19 protein-coding genes are annotated in these 16,900 nt (G+C 67.1%); 15 read left to right on the top strand and 4 right to left on the bottom strand.

The features are described 5' to 3' along the window. Positions 1-135 precede the first annotated feature (135 nt). From GTV32_RS05860 to GTV32_RS05845, 4 genes are read left to right on the top strand one after another with little or no spacing between them, the layout of a single operon-like run. Positions 136-624: an Lrp/AsnC family transcriptional regulator gene (locus tag GTV32_RS05860; RefSeq protein ID WP_161059329.1), complete on the top strand. Its 489-nt coding sequence runs from the start codon at positions 136-138 to the stop codon at positions 622-624. Positions 625-679: 55 nt separating this feature from the next. Beyond that, on the top strand, positions 680-1,432 hold the full coding sequence (gene dapB, locus GTV32_RS05855; RefSeq protein WP_161059328.1) for a 4-hydroxy-tetrahydrodipicolinate reductase: 753 nt from the start codon (positions 680-682) through the stop codon (positions 1,430-1,432). A 5-nt stretch (positions 1,433-1,437) separates the two neighbouring features. Further along, on the top strand, positions 1,438-1,917 hold the full coding sequence (locus tag GTV32_RS05850) for a hypothetical protein (protein WP_161059327.1): 480 nt from the start codon (positions 1,438-1,440) through the stop codon (positions 1,915-1,917). Further along, a complete protein-coding gene (locus tag GTV32_RS05845; RefSeq protein ID WP_161059326.1) occupies positions 1,914-2,369 on the top strand; it encodes a flavodoxin family protein in 456 nt (151 codons plus the stop codon). Before GTV32_RS05850 ends, GTV32_RS05845 begins: the two co-directional genes overlap by 4 nt. A 29-nt stretch (positions 2,370-2,398) precedes the next feature. Here GTV32_RS05845 and GTV32_RS05840 read toward each other — a convergent pair whose 3' ends face one another. Next, on the bottom strand, positions 2,399-3,091 hold the full coding sequence (locus GTV32_RS05840; protein WP_161059325.1) for a TetR family transcriptional regulator: 693 nt from the start codon (positions 3,089-3,091) through the stop codon (positions 2,399-2,401). Between the two features lie 65 nt (positions 3,092-3,156). Here GTV32_RS05840 and GTV32_RS05835 point away from each other — a divergent pair, with 65 nt between their 5' ends. The 4 genes from GTV32_RS05835 to GTV32_RS05820 are packed head-to-tail and all read left to right on the top strand — an operon-like array spanning position 3,157 to position 6,110. Next, positions 3,157-3,474 (top strand): hypothetical protein, encoded by a 318-nt coding sequence (locus tag GTV32_RS05835; RefSeq protein WP_161059324.1) that lies wholly within the window; start codon positions 3,157-3,159, stop codon positions 3,472-3,474. A 43-nt stretch (positions 3,475-3,517) separates the two neighbouring features. Further along, complete coding sequence (locus GTV32_RS05830) at positions 3,518-4,354, top strand: thymidylate synthase (RefSeq protein WP_161059323.1); 837 nt, start codon at positions 3,518-3,520, stop codon at positions 4,352-4,354. Then, positions 4,354-4,890 (top strand): dihydrofolate reductase, encoded by a 537-nt coding sequence (locus GTV32_RS05825; RefSeq protein WP_161059322.1) that lies wholly within the window; start codon positions 4,354-4,356, stop codon positions 4,888-4,890. The genes GTV32_RS05830 and GTV32_RS05825 overlap by 1 nt, the downstream gene beginning before the upstream one ends. After that, the gene (locus GTV32_RS05820; RefSeq protein ID WP_161059321.1) at positions 4,887-6,110 is read left to right on the top strand and encodes a crosslink repair DNA glycosylase YcaQ family protein; all 1,224 of its coding nucleotides are present in this window, start codon (positions 4,887-4,889) and stop codon (positions 6,108-6,110) included. The genes GTV32_RS05825 and GTV32_RS05820 overlap by 4 nt, the downstream gene beginning before the upstream one ends. Before the next feature lie 6 nt (positions 6,111-6,116). Here the strand turns inward: GTV32_RS05820 and GTV32_RS05815 are convergent, their stop codons facing one another. Further along, positions 6,117-7,136: an NADP-dependent oxidoreductase gene (locus GTV32_RS05815; RefSeq protein ID WP_161059320.1), complete on the bottom strand. Its 1,020-nt coding sequence runs from the start codon at positions 7,134-7,136 to the stop codon at positions 6,117-6,119. A gap of 87 nt (positions 7,137-7,223) precedes the next feature. Between GTV32_RS05815 and GTV32_RS05810 the strand changes: the two genes are divergently transcribed. Beyond that, positions 7,224-7,799 carry a TetR/AcrR family transcriptional regulator gene (locus GTV32_RS05810; RefSeq protein ID WP_161059319.1) on the top strand — a complete coding sequence of 192 codons (576 nt, stop codon included), beginning with the start codon at positions 7,224-7,226 and terminating at the stop codon, positions 7,797-7,799. Between the two features lie 91 nt (positions 7,800-7,890). Further along, the gene (locus GTV32_RS05805) at positions 7,891-8,655 is read left to right on the top strand and encodes an HAD-IIB family hydrolase (RefSeq protein ID WP_161062372.1); all 765 of its coding nucleotides are present in this window, start codon (positions 7,891-7,893) and stop codon (positions 8,653-8,655) included. A 39-nt stretch (positions 8,656-8,694) separates the two neighbouring features. On the opposite strand, the gene GTV32_RS05800 is transcribed toward GTV32_RS05805, so the two are convergent. Both GTV32_RS05800 and GTV32_RS05795 read right to left on the bottom strand, forming a co-directional pair. Continuing rightward, a complete protein-coding gene (locus GTV32_RS05800) occupies positions 8,695-9,519 on the bottom strand; it encodes a tyrosine-protein phosphatase (protein WP_161059318.1) in 825 nt (274 codons plus the stop codon). A gap of 52 nt (positions 9,520-9,571) precedes the next feature. Beyond that, positions 9,572-11,203 carry an alkaline phosphatase D family protein gene (locus GTV32_RS05795; protein WP_237421714.1) on the bottom strand — a complete coding sequence of 544 codons (1,632 nt, stop codon included), beginning with the start codon at positions 11,201-11,203 and terminating at the stop codon, positions 9,572-9,574. A gap of 274 nt (positions 11,204-11,477) precedes the next feature. Here GTV32_RS05795 and GTV32_RS05790 point away from each other — a divergent pair, with 274 nt between their 5' ends. The 5 genes from GTV32_RS05790 to GTV32_RS05770 all read left to right on the top strand — a co-directional run bounded on the left by GTV32_RS05790 (position 11,478) and on the right by GTV32_RS05770 (position 16,840). Further along, complete coding sequence (locus GTV32_RS05790) at positions 11,478-12,257, top strand: DUF427 domain-containing protein (protein WP_161059316.1); 780 nt, start codon at positions 11,478-11,480, stop codon at positions 12,255-12,257. A 135-nt stretch (positions 12,258-12,392) separates the two neighbouring features. Further along, positions 12,393-13,145, top strand: a complete 753-nt coding sequence (gene thyX, locus GTV32_RS05785; protein ID WP_161059315.1) for an FAD-dependent thymidylate synthase — start codon at positions 12,393-12,395, stop codon at positions 13,143-13,145. 62 nt (positions 13,146-13,207) lie between these two features. Continuing rightward, positions 13,208-14,113: a 4-hydroxy-tetrahydrodipicolinate synthase gene (gene dapA, locus GTV32_RS05780; protein WP_161059314.1), complete on the top strand. Its 906-nt coding sequence runs from the start codon at positions 13,208-13,210 to the stop codon at positions 14,111-14,113. Beyond that, positions 14,113-16,164 (top strand): ribonuclease J, encoded by a 2,052-nt coding sequence (locus tag GTV32_RS05775; protein WP_161059313.1) that lies wholly within the window; start codon positions 14,113-14,115, stop codon positions 16,162-16,164. Before dapA ends, GTV32_RS05775 begins: the two co-directional genes overlap by 1 nt. Before the next feature lie 43 nt (positions 16,165-16,207). After that, the gene (locus tag GTV32_RS05770) at positions 16,208-16,840 is read left to right on the top strand and encodes a TIGR03085 family metal-binding protein (protein WP_161059312.1); all 633 of its coding nucleotides are present in this window, start codon (positions 16,208-16,210) and stop codon (positions 16,838-16,840) included. Positions 16,841-16,900 lie beyond the last annotated feature (60 nt).

Here is a 16,900-nt window from a genome sequence, read left to right as displayed (position 1 = left end):
GGGTCTCCTAGCGGATGGTTGCGGAACGGGAGTGTTGAGTTCAGAGTGAAGGAACTACGGAAGTAGCACAATGTTTGTGTAGATCATTCTCTCATCGCTGTTGCTGGCGAATAATCGACGATATGGAGCGATGACATGTCCATCCAGCCGAAGGATGTTCGGAGCGCGGATCGTGCCCTCGACGACACCGATCGAACTTTGCTGCGTCTGCTGCAGGCCGATGCGCGGATGCCGAACAGCGAACTCGCGTCGCGCGCGGGTATCGCGGCCTCCACCTGCCACGGGCGTGTGCGACGGCTGACCGATCTCGGGGTGATCCGCGGATTCTTCGCCGATGTCGATCCGGCAGCGGTGGGACGCCCACTGCGGGCCATGGTGGCGGTCAGCCTGCAGTCAGAGGCCCGAGGTGAGATCCGCCATTTCGTCGGTGAGATCGCCCGGCAGGACGCCGTGATCGATGTCTTCTTCTTGGCCGGCGCCGACGACTACATGCTGCACGTCGCGACCGCCGACACCGAAGCCCTCCGCGAGTTCGTCGAGATGCTCAATTCGCGGCGCGAGGTCTCCGGCACCACCACGTCGCTTGTCTTCGAGCATCGCCGGGGTGGTGCGCCGATCTTCTGACGACGACGCGCAATAGACTCGGGTGCGGTGTATCGCGGAACGAAGGGACTTCTCGATGTCAGGTGAGATCCGGGTCGGTGTGCTCGGCAGTGCGGGCAAGGTCGGCCAGGCCATCGTCGCCGCGGCGGAGGCCGCCGACGACCTGACGTACACGGTCGGGGTGGACAAGGGCGACTCGCTGGAGAAGTTCACCGAGTCCGGCACCACCGTCGTCGTGGACTTCACGCATCCCGCCGTGGTGATGGACAATCTCGAGTTCTTGATTCGCAACGGAATTCACGCGGTGGTCGGAACCACGGGCTTCACCGACGAGCGACTCGATCAGGTCCGGACCTGGCTGTCCGACAAGCCGGGGGTAGGCGTCCTGATCGCGCCGAACTTTGCGATCGGGGCGGTGCTGTCGATGCGTTTTGCGGCGCAGGCCGCACGGTTCTACGACTCGGTCGAGGTGATCGAGTTGCACCATCCGCACAAGGCGGATGCACCCTCGGGGACCGCGTACCGGACCGCCGGCCTGATCGCACAGGCGCGTGCCGACGCCGGCGTCGGGCCGAGTCCCGATGCCACCACGGAGGAACTCGACGGCGCACGAGGCGCCGAGGTGGACGGCGTCCGCGTGCACTCGGTTCGCCTGGCGGGCCTCGTGGCGCATCAGGAGGTGATCCTCGGCACCGAGGGGGAGACGCTCACGATCCGCCACGACTCGCTCGACCGCACGTCGTTCGCCCCGGGTGTGCTGCTGGGGGTACGTGAGATCGGTGACCGGCCGGGTCTCACCGTCGGCCTGGAAGAATTGATGGACCTCTGAGAGACATGGCCGCCGAACCGAAACAACGGGATGCCCGCCCGATCGTCTGGATGATCGGGTTCCTGGTGGTGGCGATGATCGTGTACTTCGTCATCCTCGGGGAGCGCGGTATCGATCTGATCTCGTCGGGGACCGTCGCCGGGATCGGCGTGGGAATCGGTGTGCTGATCCTTCCGTTCATCGGGGCGTGGCTGATCTATGCGACGCTTCGGGCAGGCATCGAACACCAACGGCTGGCCAGGATCATGGCCGAGGAGGGGCGCGAGCTCGACGTTTCCGCGCTGCCACGCCGACCCTCCGGACGCATCGAGCGTGACGCAGCAGACGAATTGTTCGCGCAGGTCAAGGCGGAGTGGGAGGCCGATCCGTCGGAGTGGCGCAACACGTACCGGATCGCGCGCGCCTACGACTACGCCGGCGACCGGGGACGAGCGCGCCAGATGATGAAACGGGCCGTCGCGCAGTTCAAGGGGGAGGAGTCGTGAGCACCCTGCTGATCGTCCATCACACGCCCTCGCCGTACTGCCAGGCGATGTTCGAGGCGGTGGTCTCCGGCGCGACCGATCCGGAGATCGACGGGGTGGACGTGGTGCGGCGGGCGGCGCTCGCGGTCACTGCCACCGACATGTTGGAGGCAGATGGATACGTACTCGGCAGTCCCGCCAACCTCGGTTACATCAGTGGCGCGCTGAAACACGCCTTCGACAGCACGTACTACCAGATCCTCGACTCGACGAAGGGGCGTCCGTTCGGGCTGTACCTGCACGGCAACGAGGGAACCGAGGGCGCGCAGCGCGCAGTCGACTCGATCACCACCGGACTCGGGTGGGCCAAGGCGGCGGAGTACATCACGGTGTCCGGCAAGCCGGAGAAGGCCGACCTGGAGCGCTGCTGGGAACTCGGGGCGACGGTCGCCGCCGGACTGATGGCGGACTGAGCGGGGTCGACTCACGTCCCCACGAAGGGTCAGGCCGTCGGGTCGCCGGATCCGTCCTCGTCGAGGAGCAGGCGACACCACGCGTCGAACAGCCACTCGCCGAAACGCTGCTCGGACCACCCGCGGTCGATCACCAGCAGTGAGTAGTACTCGGAGCTGTTCATCGTCCAGATGACGTCGGCGATCTCGTCAGTGGTGAGGTCGGCCCGCGTGGCACCTGTGGACGCGAGATCCGCTGCGAGCACGCGCATGTTGTCAGATCGTCGTCGGGTGATCTCGTCCCACAGCGCCTTGAGTTCGGTGTCCACGGCGGAGGCTTCGCGCAGCACCAGGAACAGTGGGGCCAGGCGTGCCTGGATGGCGGTGATCGCCTCGGCGTAGACGGCCAGTTTCCGACGCGGATCGGTGGTGGCACGGATTCGCATGGCGTAGTCGCGTTGCGCGCCGGGCACCGGCCGGCCGGTCCCCGAGAGCGCGAGCTCGATGAGTACCCGGAACAGCTCCGCTTTGCGGCCCACCGTCGCGTAGACGGTGTCCGGCACGACATCTGCCTGTCGGGCGATCGCAGCGATCGTCGTCGCGGCGTACCCGTCGGCGATGAACAACCGTCGAGCAGTCGCGAGGATGCGTGCGCGTGTCTCCTCCGCAGCTGCGCGCCGCCGACTGGAATCGTAGCGGCGGGTGCGTTGACCTGGGGATCGACCATTGACGGAGTCGGACATCGGGTCTAGCGTAGCGTTCAACCAATTGATCCGATACAGAGTCGGATGAAAAGTGGGTGATCATCATGAGCTTCTACGCCTGGACTCAGAATGTCCCGATCACAGCCGAGATCTACGGTGAGATCGCCGATCGGATGGGTGCCACCCCGATGCCTGGTCTGATCGTTCACGTCGCCGTCGAGAACGAGGACAAGACCGTGAGTTACCTCGATGTGTGGGAGTCGGAGGCGAGCTGTGAGGCGGCGCTGGAGACTGTGGTGCACCCGGCGGTCCATCCTGTTCTCGCAGCGCGCGGGATACATCCGCCTGGTGAGCCGCCGCGCACACCTGCCACCGTCCTCGAGGTCCGCTTCGGCGACGGAAACCACCGACGTCTCGCGTAGGCGCTACGAGAGATCACGCGCGGCCGCCCGTAAGCTGTTCACCGTGAGCACGGCCACCCAGTCGGCGACCTCCCACGCCGCGAAGATCCCGACCCCGTACGAAGACCTTCTGCGTCTGGTCCTCGAGACCGGCACGCCCAAAGCCGACCGCACCGGAACGGGAACACGTAGCCTGTTCGGCCATCAGCTGCGATATGACCTGGCTGAGGGCTTTCCGCTGATCACCACCAAGAAGGTTCACCTCAAGTCGATCGTCTACGAGTTGCTGTGGTTTCTGCGCGGCGACTCCAATGTGCGCTGGCTGCAGGAGCACGGGGTGACCATCTGGGACGAGTGGGCGAGCCCGGACGGGGATCTGGGTCCGGTCTACGGCGTGCAGTGGCGAAGCTGGCCCACCCCCTCGGGTGAGCACGTCGATCAGATCTCTGCGGCCCTCGATCTGCTCAGGACCAACCCGGACTCGCGCCGCAACATCGTGTCAGCATGGAATGTCGGGGAGATCCCCCAGATGGCGCTGCCGCCGTGCCACGCCTTCTTCCAGTTCTACGTCGCCGACGGCAAACTCTCGTGCCAGCTCTACCAGCGCAGCGCCGACATGTTCCTCGGCGTCCCGTTCAACATCGCGTCCTACGCCCTGTTGACGCACATGATGGCGCAGCAGGCCGGGCTCGAGGTCGGCGAGTTCGTCTGGACCGGCGGTGATTGCCACATCTACGACAACCACCTCGACCAGGTGCGCAAACAGCTGTCCCGCGACCCGTTTCCATATCCCGAACTCGAACTGCGGAAACGTGATTCGATCTTCGACTACGAGTTCGACGACATCGCGGTGATGGGATACGAGTCGCACCCGGGGATCAAGGCGCCGGTGGCCGTCTGATGGCGACCACGGTCACGTTGCTGTGGGCCCAGGATCGGGTGGGTGCCATCGGGCGCGACAACACCATCCCGTGGCGGGTGCCCGAGGACCTGCGGCGTTTCCGCGAGCTCACCGGAGGCGGCGCGGTGGTGATGGGACGCAAGACCTGGGAGTCCCTGCCGGACCGTGTCCGTCCTCTGCCGGGCAGGCGAAACATCGTGATCACCCGGTCTGCCGCGTTCTCGGCCGAGGGTGCCGAGATCGTGCACACCATCGGCGACGCCCTCGACCTGGTCGACGGACCGGTGACCGTGATCGGTGGCGGACAGATCTACGAGGCGTCGATGAATGTTGCGACGCACCTGCGCATCACCGAGATCGACATGCTGGTGGAGGGCGCCGACGCCTTTGCGCCAGAAGTGGATCCGTACACGTGGGAGGTCGCCGTCGCCGGGGGCTGGGAACCGTCGTCGACGGGCGTCCACTACCGGTTCGTCGACTATCTCCGACACGCGAGCGCGCCGTCGAAGCGTCGAGGCACACAGCCACTCGCATGACCCGTACCCGTCTCTCGGCCGCGCAGGCGCGGCGAATCGCGCTCGCCGCCCAGGGATTCACCGATCGTCAACCGTCTGGCGCCCCGACGTCGGCACACTTACGCAGGGTCGTCGGGCGGACCAGGTTGTTGCAGATGGATTCGGTGAACATCGCCGCGCGTGCGCATTACATGCCGATGTTCAGCAGGTTGGGGCCGTACGATCGCGACATCCTCGACCGTGCGGCGTGGCGGCCGCGGCGCGGTACTCGACTCCTCGTGGAGTACTGGGCACATGAGGCGGCGCTCATCCCGATCGACGATTGGCCTCTCTTCGGTTGGCGCAGAGATGAATTCCGTGATGGACGCTATCGGTTCACCCGCGACGTCATGCGTCGTAACCGGGAGCTCGCCCGCGATGTGCACGCGGTCATCGCCGACGGTGGGCCCAGCACGCCGAAGCAGATCGAAGATCATCTCGGCATCGTCCGGCCGGCGGGTGTCCCCGGGGGTTGGTGGCATCGCGGGGAGGTCAAGCACCTCTGCGAGGCCATGTTCGCCGCCGGTGACCTGTCGGCAGTGCGCAACGAGAACTTCGTGCGCCACTACGATCTGACCGAGCGTGTCATCGGTACCGACGTCGCAGGTGTCCATGTCGAACGCGACGACGCCCACCGGGAGCTGACCGCGCGGGCGGCGGCCGCACTCGGCGTCGCGACCCTCGCCGATCTCGCCGACTACTACCGCACCAAGACCGCTGATGTGCGGCCGGCCGTCGACGAGCTCCTCGACGCGGGTGAGCTGACGCCGGTCACCGTCGACGGGTGGCGCGACCAGGCATACCTGCACGCCCGCGCCGTGATCCCGCGCCGGATCGACCGTGCCGCGATCATCTCGCCGTTCGACCCTCTGGTGTTCTTCCGCCCACGCGCCGAGCGGCTCTTCGACTTTCACTACCGCATCGAGATCTATGTGCCGGAACACAAACGGGTGCACGGATATTACGTGCTCCCATACCTGATGGGCGAGGACATCGTGGCCCGCGTGGACCTCAAGGCCGATCGCAAGGCAGGTTCGCTCCTGGTACTCGGTGCCTTCCTCGAGGACGGGCGGCCCGAGAAGGTCGTCACCGAACGGCTCGCCGCCGATCTGTCGGCGATGGCGCACTGGCTGGGCCTGGACCGCGTCGTGGTCGGGGAGCGGGGTGACCTCGTCCGCGCTCTCGCGAGAGCCGTTCGGTGAGTGGGGTCAGGACGGGATGCGCACGACCATCTTGCCGGTGTTCTGGCCGCGCATGAGGCCGAGGAAAGCATCCACCGCGTTGTCGATCCCGTCGACCACGGTCTCGTCGTGTACGACCTCACCGTCGGCGAACCACTGACCCATCGTCGCGGTGAACTCCGGCAGCTGATCGAAATGGTGGCCGACGGTGAACCCGGTCAACGTGAGGCCGCGAGTGATGATGTTGGCCATGTTGCTGGGTCCTGGAGTACGAGTCGTGCTGTTGTACTGGGCGATCGCGCCGCAGAGCGCCGCACGACCGCCGTCGTTGAACGAGTCGAGGGCAGCCTCGAGGTGATCACCGCCGACGTTGTCGAAGTAGACGTCGATGCCGTCCGGTGCGGCCGCGCGGAGCTGCTTGCGGACCGATGGCTCGTCCTTGTAGTTGAACGCGGCGTCGTAGCCGTAACGCTCGGTGAGCAGCGCGACCTTCTCGGCCGATCCGGCGGACCCGATGACGCGTCCGGCACCCTTGAGGCGGGCTATCTGTCCGGCGGCGGTCCCGACGGCACCTGCGGCGCCCGAGATGAACACGGTGTCCCCGGCGCGCATCTGCGCGATCGTCAGGAGTCCGACGTACGCGGTGAGGCCGGTCATGCCGAGCATGCCCAGGTACACCGACGACGAAACGCCTTCGGGTGGTTCGGGCAGGGCACGGAACCCCGTGGCGTCCTCCTGCACGAGGTCTCGCCATCCGTACTGATGCGACACCAGGGTGCCGACCGGTAGGTCGTCGCTCGTGGACTCGACGACGCGGCCGACGGCACCGCCGGTCATCGTCTCGTCGAGGACGAACGGGGGGATGTAGCTGCGGGTGTCGATCATCCGGCCGCGCATGTACGGGTCGACCGAGACGAACTCGTTGACGACACGCACCTGCCCGGGCGCCAGAGCGCCGTACTCGACGGTGACGGTGCGGAAATCTGCGTCTGTGGGCCAGCCGGTCGGCCGGTTCGCGAGCTGGATCTGGGTGCTGGTCTGAGTCATCGTCGACTCCCTTCCGGATTGTGTACCGATCAGTCCACAACAGCGTACACTCGCTGTGGAGACGAACGACCGAGTCAGAGGACGACCATGGGTAGAGCACCGGCGTACGACACCGCCACCGTTGTTGCCTCGGCGCGGAATCTGTTCTGGAAGAAGGGGTTCGACGCGGTTTCGCTGTCCGATGTGGAGAAGGCGACCGGATTGTCGCGGTCGAGCATCTATCACGCGTTCGGGAACATGCGTGGTCTGTTCGATGCGGCGGTGCAGGACTATCTGGACACCGTCGTGCGGCCCCGTATCCGGCCGCTGCAGGCGCCGGATGTGGCGTCCGACGCGTTGGCCCGGTACCTCACCGGGTTGGCCGACGCGATCGGGCGGCTCGGGGATTCCGACGAGCCGACCGGTTGTCTGCTCGTCGGCACCGCGGGGACCGCACTCGGGGACGACGCCGCGATCCGGCAGGTCGTAGGTGCCTATCACGCCGAACTGCTGGCGGCTGTCACCAGGGGAGTTGCGGCACGCTTTCCCGACGATGACGCGGAGACCGTGGCCGCACGCGCCACGTCCATCGCAGGCGCAACCATCGCAGCGATGACCCTCGCGCGTGTCGACCGGCGTGAGGCGATTCGGCTCCTCGACGTGACGTCGGCCATGATTCGCTGACGGTGCACCCCGACTGGTGCACGTTCGACGGCGAGATGCCATGCTTCTGCTCGACCACTGCGCACCGACGCGCTCGACCGGAAGGCTGATGATGGCGGTTACGTACCAGGGCAAGGACTACCGGTTGGTCATGTTCGATCTCGACGACACGCTGGCGCCGTCGAAGAGTCCGATGGCCGACGACATGGTCGCCCTGATGCGCCGCATGCTGGACCAGAGTCTCGGCTGCATCATCTCCGGCGGCCGGTTCGAACAGTTCGCCGCACAGGTGCTGGCCCGGCTCGGGACCTTCGACTCGATCGGAAACCTCCATCTGATGCCCACCTGCGGCACGCAGTACGTGCGCTGGTCGGGCTCCGAATGGGAGACCGTGTACGCCGAGTACCTCACCGACGATGAGAAGTCGCGCACGCTCGCCGTCCTGGAAACCGGCGCCAAGGAACTCGGTCTGTGGGAGACGGAGACCTGGGGACCGATCCTCGAGGACCGCGGAAGCCAGATCACGTTCAGTGCGCTGGGTCAGGCGGCTCCGGTGGAGGCCAAGGCCGCGTGGGATCCCGACGGTGTCAAGAAAGAGTCGCTACGCGCTCATGCCGCCGCGCGACTGACCGACCTCGAGGTGCGCAGCGGCGGATCCACCTCGGTCGATGTCACCAAGAAGGGCATCGACAAGGCTTACGGGGCAAGGAAATTGATGGACATCCTCGATCTCGGAACCGGTGACATCCTGTTCTTCGGGGATCGTCTCGACGAAGGTGGCAACGATCGCCCGGTCCTGGATCTCGGGATCGAGTCCATCGCCGTCGACGGCTGGCAGGACACCTACGCGAAGCTGTCGGCGATCGTCGACGGGTAGTCGCCGACGATCGCCGAGAGGCGCCGGGCGTCGCGGCGACTACGCGTGCTTGACGAGGAGGGCCTTCTTGAGCCCGGCGATGTCGGCACCGGTCAGACCCAGACCCTTCGAGACGTAGTTGTCGAAGCTGCCGTAGGTCGTGTCCGCGGCCGAGAAGGACGCCCGCAGCCAGGAGATGTTCACACCGTTCAGCGGGTCGTCGGCATTGGCATGCCGGAACGTGTTGCTCGCCAGGTAATCCTGCTCGACCGTGCCGCGGTCGACTCCAAGGACGGACAGCAGGACCGCGGATGCCCAGCCCGTACGGTCCTTGCCCGCGGTGCAGTGGTAGAGCGCCGTGTTGCCCTTGGCCGCCGTGTTCTTGATGTCCAGCAACGTCTTTCGGAAGGCTGCGCGTGCCGACGGATCGGTGACGAACGACCGGTAGGAACTCTGCATGTCGACCAGGGTGGTGGGAGGTTGTGCGCCCAGCACGTCGAAGTACTGGATCGTCGCCCCGGGAACCGAGCGGTCGGGCTGTACGGCGCGTTCGATCTGGGTGCGCAAGTCGATGATCGATGTCACGTGAGCCCGGGCGAGCTTCTGCCGATCGGCCGCGGTGAGCTGTGACAGGTTGTCGCTGCGGAGCACGCGACCGTTGATCGTGTGACCGTCGACGGTGCGGTAGTTCGTGAACGTCCGGGTGTTGTCGGTGCCGGCGAGGTCGAAGGCGGCAGGAGCGACCGTCGGCGCGGCCTGCGACGGGACGGCAGTTGCCGTTCCGATCGCGGTCGGTGCGATCGCCGGTGCACCGATCACGGCGAGAGCGGCCGCTGCGGACACGAGCCGGCGTCGTCGTGCGGAGCGGTGCGAAGGTGTGGTCATCTCGGGCCTTTCGATTCCTGGGTGGACGTGACGCTCGCGGTTACGGCCGACGCTAGTCGGCGGGTCCGGTGGCGGCTTCGACGTGTGGTGATCCGGACCGTACCCGGAACGATCTGGCGTGATAGCGGCTGGTCCGCGGGTCGGCCTTGTCGACGAGGAAATACCAGTCCATCTGCGCAGCCGCCCGGGTGACGGTCAGCACCGCGTAACCGTGCGCATCGAAATCGTTCCATCGGACGTGCCGGTTGGCGGCCATGATCGCGGTCGGTACGGCAGCCCCGACGGTGTGCTCGGGGACTCCGAGGATGTCGTCGATGTTGGACGACGTCACGGAGGGGACGACCAGCTCTGTCGCGACCGAGCCGGCGGGGTAGCGGGCCGCGTCCAGCGGGATGTCGCATGCCCAGGACGAATGGATGTCGCCGGTGACGAAGACCACGTTGTCGACACCATGGTCGTGGATGGTGTCGAGCAGTCGGCGGCGGTCGGCGGTGTAACCGTCCCACTGATCGGCGTTGTACGGCACGCCGCCCGAGGGGAGGCCGAGCACTTCGGTGACCGCCGCGGTGTTGCGTGCATCGAGCGGCGGGATCAGGACGGGCGCGATCATCACCGGGTTCCCGACGATCTGCCAGCGTGTCGTCGACGAAGTCAGACCGCCCGTGAGCCATCGCATCTGAGCTCGTCCGGTGATGCTCCTTCGCGTGTCGTCGACGTCGGCCGAGGTTGCGGACACCTGCTGGTCCCGATACGTCCGCAGGTCCAGCATCGACAACTCGAGCAGACGGCCGAAACGGAGCCTGCGGTAGATATGCCTGCCGGTTCCCGCGGCCTCCGGCCGCACTGGCATCCACTCGTAATACGCGCGCTCGGACGCGGCTTTGCGTGCCGCCCAGGGGCCTTCACCCGGGCCGTGGTTCTCGGCGCCGCCCTTCCATGCGTCGTTCGACGACTCGTGGTCGTCCCATGTGCAGATCCACGGCAGGAGACGGTGGAGTTCGGCGAGATCGGCATCGGTCTTGTAATGGGCGTGCCGAATCCGATAGTCGCGCAGCGACACCGTCTCGTTGGCCGGTTTCGTCCGCCGCACCACGCCGGACTTCCCGCCGTAACCGCCGGTCTCGTATTCGTAGAAGTAGTCGCCGAGGTGCACGATCGCACTGAGGTCGTGATGCGCCCGCAGGTGCCGGTACGCCCCGAAGTACCCCGCCTCCCAGTTGGCGCACGAGACCACCCCGAAGCGCACCCGCTCGACCTCGGCGTCGACGGCCGGTGCGGTACGGGTGTGCCCGGTCGGCGACGTGGCGCCCACCGGCGGCCCCGAGGTGACCCGGAAGCGGTAGACGTACCGCGTGTCGGGCTCCAGGCCGCTGACATCGATCTTCACCGTGTGATCCGACTCGACCGATGTGCGGATGGAGCCGGATGCGACCGTGCGCGCGAACGTGGCATCCCGTGCGACCTCCCAGGTGACGTCGACGGCGGGCCCGCGACCGGAACCCGGCGTCGCCGCAGTCGTCGGCGTGACGCGCGTCCAGAGGATCACGCCGTGCGGCAGCGGATCGCCCGAAGCGACGCCGTGGGCGAACACCGCGGATGATCGTGGCACGGGCGCGCCCGGGGCGGGGGAGACGACGAGGCCTGCGGTCGACACCCCGGCTGCCACGGCGCCGGTGCGCAGCATGGCGCGGCGGCTGATCCCGGTACGTTCCGACGGTTCGGCAGGTTGGACGCCGGACTGATCGGCGTCGCGGGGCGATGTGGGCACGTCGCTCATCATGCGGCACCCGATGCCATCGTGGCGAGCGGGGTGCTCGTCTCGGATCCGCAGCGCCGTGGGCTTTCTGACGAGGGCCGCCGAACGTTCATCTGCCGGCCGCCCGACGGACATCCGGCAGTCTGCCGTCGAGCCGCCGCGGGTCTGGTGTCCACCGGACAAGAGGAGCAGGATCGGCGGCATGGCGATCGAGATGGACCGGTTCACGATGTCCCGACTCGGCGAACTCCGCTGGTGTGCGATGCGGCGCCGCGTTCGTGCCTTTGTCGATGGCGAGCCGGTCATCGATTCGAGAGGTGCGCTGCAGGTGTGGGAGCCCGACCGGGTGGTGGGCTTCTACGCCGTCCCGCTCGCCGACGTCACGCTTGTCGCCCCGGTGGCCGTCGTCCCGGCCGAGCATCGGCCACCCATCCTGACCCCCGACGACGCGTTCCTCCTGCACACCTGCGCGGGGACCGCCTGGAGCATCCCGACCCCGGATCGCACATTGGTGGCGGCCGCGTTCACTGCCGACGATCCGGATCTCCAGGGTCACGCGGTCCTCGATTGGGCCGCCTTCGACGAGTGGCGTGACGAGGAGCAGACGGTTCTCGCACACCCCCACGACCCGTTCAAGCGGATCGACTGTCTCGAGACCAGCCGCCATGTGGTGGTCCGCATCGACGATGTGGTCGTCGCCGAGAGCCGTCGCCCGACGCTCTTGCTCGAGACCTACCTGCCACCACGTCACTACCTACCGCGCGCCGATGTCCGGATGGAACTGCTTCATGCCAGTGAGACGCGCACGACGTGCGCCTACAAAGGCCACGCCGCATACTGGTCGGCCACGGTGCACGGCCGTTCGGTGGCCGACGTCGCGTGGTGTTATCCGGACCCGCTGATCGACGGGGAGCCGGTGCGCGACCTGATCTGCTTCGACGACGACCGAGTCGACATCACGGTGGACGGTATCGCGGGGTGAGAGGGAGCGCGGTCGGCAACTGGTGGACAATCGACGGGGCCGGTCGGCAGGACCGCGGCGCGGATCGAGCGGAATGCGCGAGCGGTGGCGGTGACATTGTCGGGCGGCGACACAAGAGTGCGGTGAGGAGGCAACGTGTCCGAGTTGGTGCCGTTGACGGTGCAGATGGTCGCCGCGACGCAGTTCACGCCGCCCCCGGACGTCGACTGGACCACCGACGCCACCGGCGGTGAGGCGCTCGTCGAGTTCTCGGGCCGAGCCTGCTATCAGAGTTGGGACAAGCCCAATCCCCGCACTGCGACCAACGCCGGTTACCTGAGGCACATCCTCGAGGTCGGCCACCTGTCGTTGCTCGAGCACGCGTCGGTGACCTTTTACATCACGGGCATCTCCCGTTCGTGTACCCATGAACTGATCCGGCACCGCCATTTCTCGTACTCCCAGCTGTCCCAGCGGTTCGTCCCGGAGCACGACTCGAATGTGGTGGCGCCGCCCGCGATCCGCGGCGACGCGGAGCTCGAGGCACTGTTCACCGAGGCGACCGATGCCGCCCGAAAGGCCTATAGCGAGTTACTCGACGCCCTCGAGGCCAAGTTCGCCGATGTGCCGAATGCGATCCTGAGGCGCAAGCAGGCCCGGCAGGCAGCACGGTCGGTGTTGCCCAACGCGACCGAGACCAAGATCGTGGTGACCGGCAACTACCGGGCGTGGCGACACTTCGTCGGGATGCGTGCGACCGAGCACGCCGACGTCGAGATCCGGCAGCTCGCCGTCGAGTGTCTGCGTCAGCTCATGGAGGTCGCGCCGACGGTGTTCGGCGACTTCGAGATCGGCACGCTGGCGGACGGAACCGAGGTCGCCACCTCACCGTTTGTCCTCGAGGGCTGAGCGGCGCCGCGCCGGGTGCCCACACGCGTGTACCCGGTGGAGAGAAGGTAGCCTTGAGCACCATGAACGCAGGCGTAGACCAGCCGCAGACGCACCCCTTCGGGACCATCGGCGTCGCCATGGTGACCCCCTTCACCCCCGACGGTGCGCTGGATCTGGACAAGGCCGCCGAGTTGGCCGAACACCTGGTGTCCAAGGGATGCGACGGACTGGTGGTCTCGGGTACGACCGGCGAGTCACCCACCACCACCGTCCCGGAGAAACTCGAGCTGCTGCGCGTGGTGCTCGACGCCGTCGGAGACCGGGCGCGGGTCACCCAGGGCGCGGGCAGCTACGACACCGCCGAGAGTGTTCGCTTCGCGATCGAGGCGGAGAAGGTCGGCGCCCACGGGCTGTTGGTGGTGACGCCGTACTATTCCAAGCCGCCGCAGGCGGGCCTGTATGCCCACTTCCGGTCGATCGCGGACGCCACCGAACTCCCCGTCCTCCTCTACGACATCCCGCCCCGCTCGGTGGTCCCGATCCTCAACGACACGATGCTCGCGCTCGCGGAGCATCCCCGGATCAAGGGTGTGAAGGACGCCAAGGGTGATCTGCACTCGGCCGCAGGGATCATCGCCTCCACCGACCTCGAGTACTTGTCCGGCGAGGATGCGCTGAACCTGCCGTGGTTGTCGGTGGGCGCCACCGGATTTGTCAGTGTGATCGGTCACCTGGTCGCGGATCGACTGCGCGACATGCAGATGGCGTTCGAGAAGGGCGACATCGCAACGGCGCGGGAACTCAACATCTCGATGCTCCCGCTGGTCAACGCGATGGGCCGATTGGGTGGTGTGACCATGGTGAAGGAATCGCTGCGGATTCTCGGCTTCGACGTCGGACGACCCCGACTGCCACAGGTGCCTGCAGACGGACCCCAGATCGAGGCGCTCGTCGCCGATCTCCGCACGGCAGGCGTGTTGAACTGATGACCGGGCCAGCGCGGCGCCGCCGCACCGCAAGCCGAAAGGCGGGACCTCCGGCCCCGCCCGCCGAGACCGCACCGACGACTCCGCCTGCCGAGTCCGCACCGATACCTCCCGCCGAGACCGTGCCACCGGTCAAGGCCTCCGGTGGCGCGAAGAGAGCTCCCAAGAAGGAAGCTCCCAAGAAGGAAGCCCCCAAGAAGGGCAACACGTCGGCGTCGCGAAGCGGTCAGGACGTCGAACCGAAGCACGCCGCACGCTCTGAGCGCGCCCAGTCGGGCCAGGCGCGGTCCGGTGGGGGACGTCACGAGCGCCGGGATCGGCGCGGCGACAACCGAGATCGCGGGTCGCAGGCTTCATCGGTCCCGGCGGTCGATCGTCTCGGCACCCCGCGTCGTGCCCCGCGCACCGGTCTTCGCATCGTCGCCCTCGGCGGCATCGGCGAGATCGGCCGGAACATGACGGTGTTCGAATACGGTGGGCGACTTCTCATCGTCGACTGTGGTGTGCTGTTCCCCGAGGACGCCCAGCCCGGCGTCGATCTGATCCTGCCCGACTTCACCTACATCGAAGACCGGATGGACGACGTCGACGCGATCGTGTTGACGCACGGGCACGAAGACCACATCGGCGCCGTTCCGTTCCTGCTGCGGTTGCGCAGCGACATCCCGGTGATCGGTTCGAAATTCACGCTCGCGTTGGTCGACGCGAAGTGCCGTGAACACCGGTTGCGGCCCAAGCTCGTGCAGGTGGTCGAGGGTGAGCGGACCACGCACGGGCCGTTCGACTGCGAGTATTTCGCGGTCAACCACTCGATTCCGGACGCCATCGCGGTGGCCATCCGGACCCCGGCCGGCGTGGTCCTGCACACCGGTGACATCAAACTCGACCAGCTGCCGCTCGACAATCGACTCACCGATCTCGCCGGCTTCAGCCGCCTGGGCGACGAGGGGGTCGACCTGTTCCTGGTCGACTCGACCAACGCCGAGGTTCCCGGGTTCGTGACGCCGGAACGCGAGATCGGCGGTGTCCTCGACCAGGTCATCGGTCGCGCCCGCCAGCGGGTGATCGTCGCGTCGTTCGCCAGCCACGTGCACCGGATTCAGCAGGTCGTCGACGTCGCCCTCGCGCACAACCGACGGATCGCCTTCGTCGGACGGTCGATGGTCCGCAACATGCAGATCGCGCAGGACCTCGGCTACCTGTCGGTCCCGGACGGCGTCCTGGTGGATCTCGACACGGCCGCGACCCTGCCCGACGACCGGTTGGTGCTGATCTCGACCGGCTCGCAGGGCGAGCCGCTCTCGGCGTTGTCGCGGATGGCGCGCGGTGAACACCGCCAGATCAACATCCGCGCCAACGACCTCGTGGTGTTGGCATCATCACTGATCCCGGGCAACGAGAACTCCGTGTTCGCCGTGGTCAACGGGCTGGCGAAGCGTGGTGCCACGGTCGTCACGCAGCAGAGCGCCAAGGTGCATGTCTCCGGGCACGCGTCCGCCGGCGAACTGCTGTACCTCTACAACGCCGTCCGGCCGTCGAACGTGATGCCCGTCCACGGCGAATGGCGCCACCTACGGGCCAATGCCGCGCTCGCGGTCGCGACCGGTGTTCCCGAGGACCGGGTGGTGCTGGCCGAGGACGGGGTGGTGGTGGACCTCGTCGACGGCCGCGCGGAGATCGCCGGGCGTGTCCCGGTTGGTCACGTCTATGTCGACGGGCTGTCGGTGGGTGACGTCAACGAGTCGACGCTCTCGGAACGACTGGTGCTGGGGGAGGGTGGCTTCATCTCCATCACCGTCGCGATCGATGCCACCACAGGGCGCGCCGTGAGTGTCCCCGAGGTGTCCGGCCGTGGCTTCTCCGACGATCCCGATGCGCTGAAGGCGGCGGCCGACATCGTGCATCAGGCGCTCGACTCCCTTGCCGCGGAAGGTGTCACCGATGCGCACCGGATCGCCCAGACCATCCGACGCGCCGTGGGCCGGTGGGTCGCCGAGACCTACCGTCGCCGGCCGATGATCGTGCCGACGGTGCTCGCCGTCGGATCCTGATCGAGGTCGGTGGACGGCCACAGCCGCGGTTAGGGTGTGAGATGTGACTCTCGCACAAGATGAACGTGCCGCTCTGGTCGAGACCCTCCGCTCGATCGGTCCAGATGCCCCGACCATGTGTGACGGTTGGACCACGCGGGACCTCGTCGCCCATCTGGTGGTCCGGGAACGTCGGCCGGACACCGGCCCAGGGATCATGATCAAGCAGTTCGCCGGCCATACCGAGCGCGTGCGCGCCGGCGCTGCGACGCAGCCGTGGGACGTGCTGCTCGACCAACTGGCGTCCGGGCCGCCCACCTTCTCGCCGTTCAAACTCGTGGATCGCTGGGCCAACCTCGCCGAGATGTTCGTCCACCATGAGGACGTGCTGCGCGGCGGTGCCGGGAGGGACGCGCCGTGGACTCCGCGGCCCTTGTCGCCCGACATGCAGGAGGCGCTCGTCGCGCCGGCGAAGTCGATGGGCAAGCTCGCCCTGAAGGGGTCGCCGGCCTCGATCACCCTCACCACCACGGACGGCCGGGAACTGGTCACCGCCGGGTCGGGCAAGCCGGTCGTGGTGACCGGCACCCCGGGCGAGCTGGTGCTGTTCGCGTTCGGACGGGCGCCACTGGACGTGACGTACGAGGGGGACGGGGACAGCGTGTCGGCGGTCATGAGCGCCGAGCGGGGCTTCTGACTCCTTCGATTCCGTTCGGTTACGAATTCGACACACAAATGCGTTGCCAGTGTTGCCCAT

Origin of the sequence: Gordonia sp. SID5947, from assembly GCF_009862785.1 — a bacterium.
GTDB lineage: Bacteria > Actinomycetota > Actinomycetes > Mycobacteriales > Mycobacteriaceae > Gordonia.
Note: the sequence above shows the minus strand (reverse complement) of the source record. Positions and strands in the feature narration are given on the sequence as shown.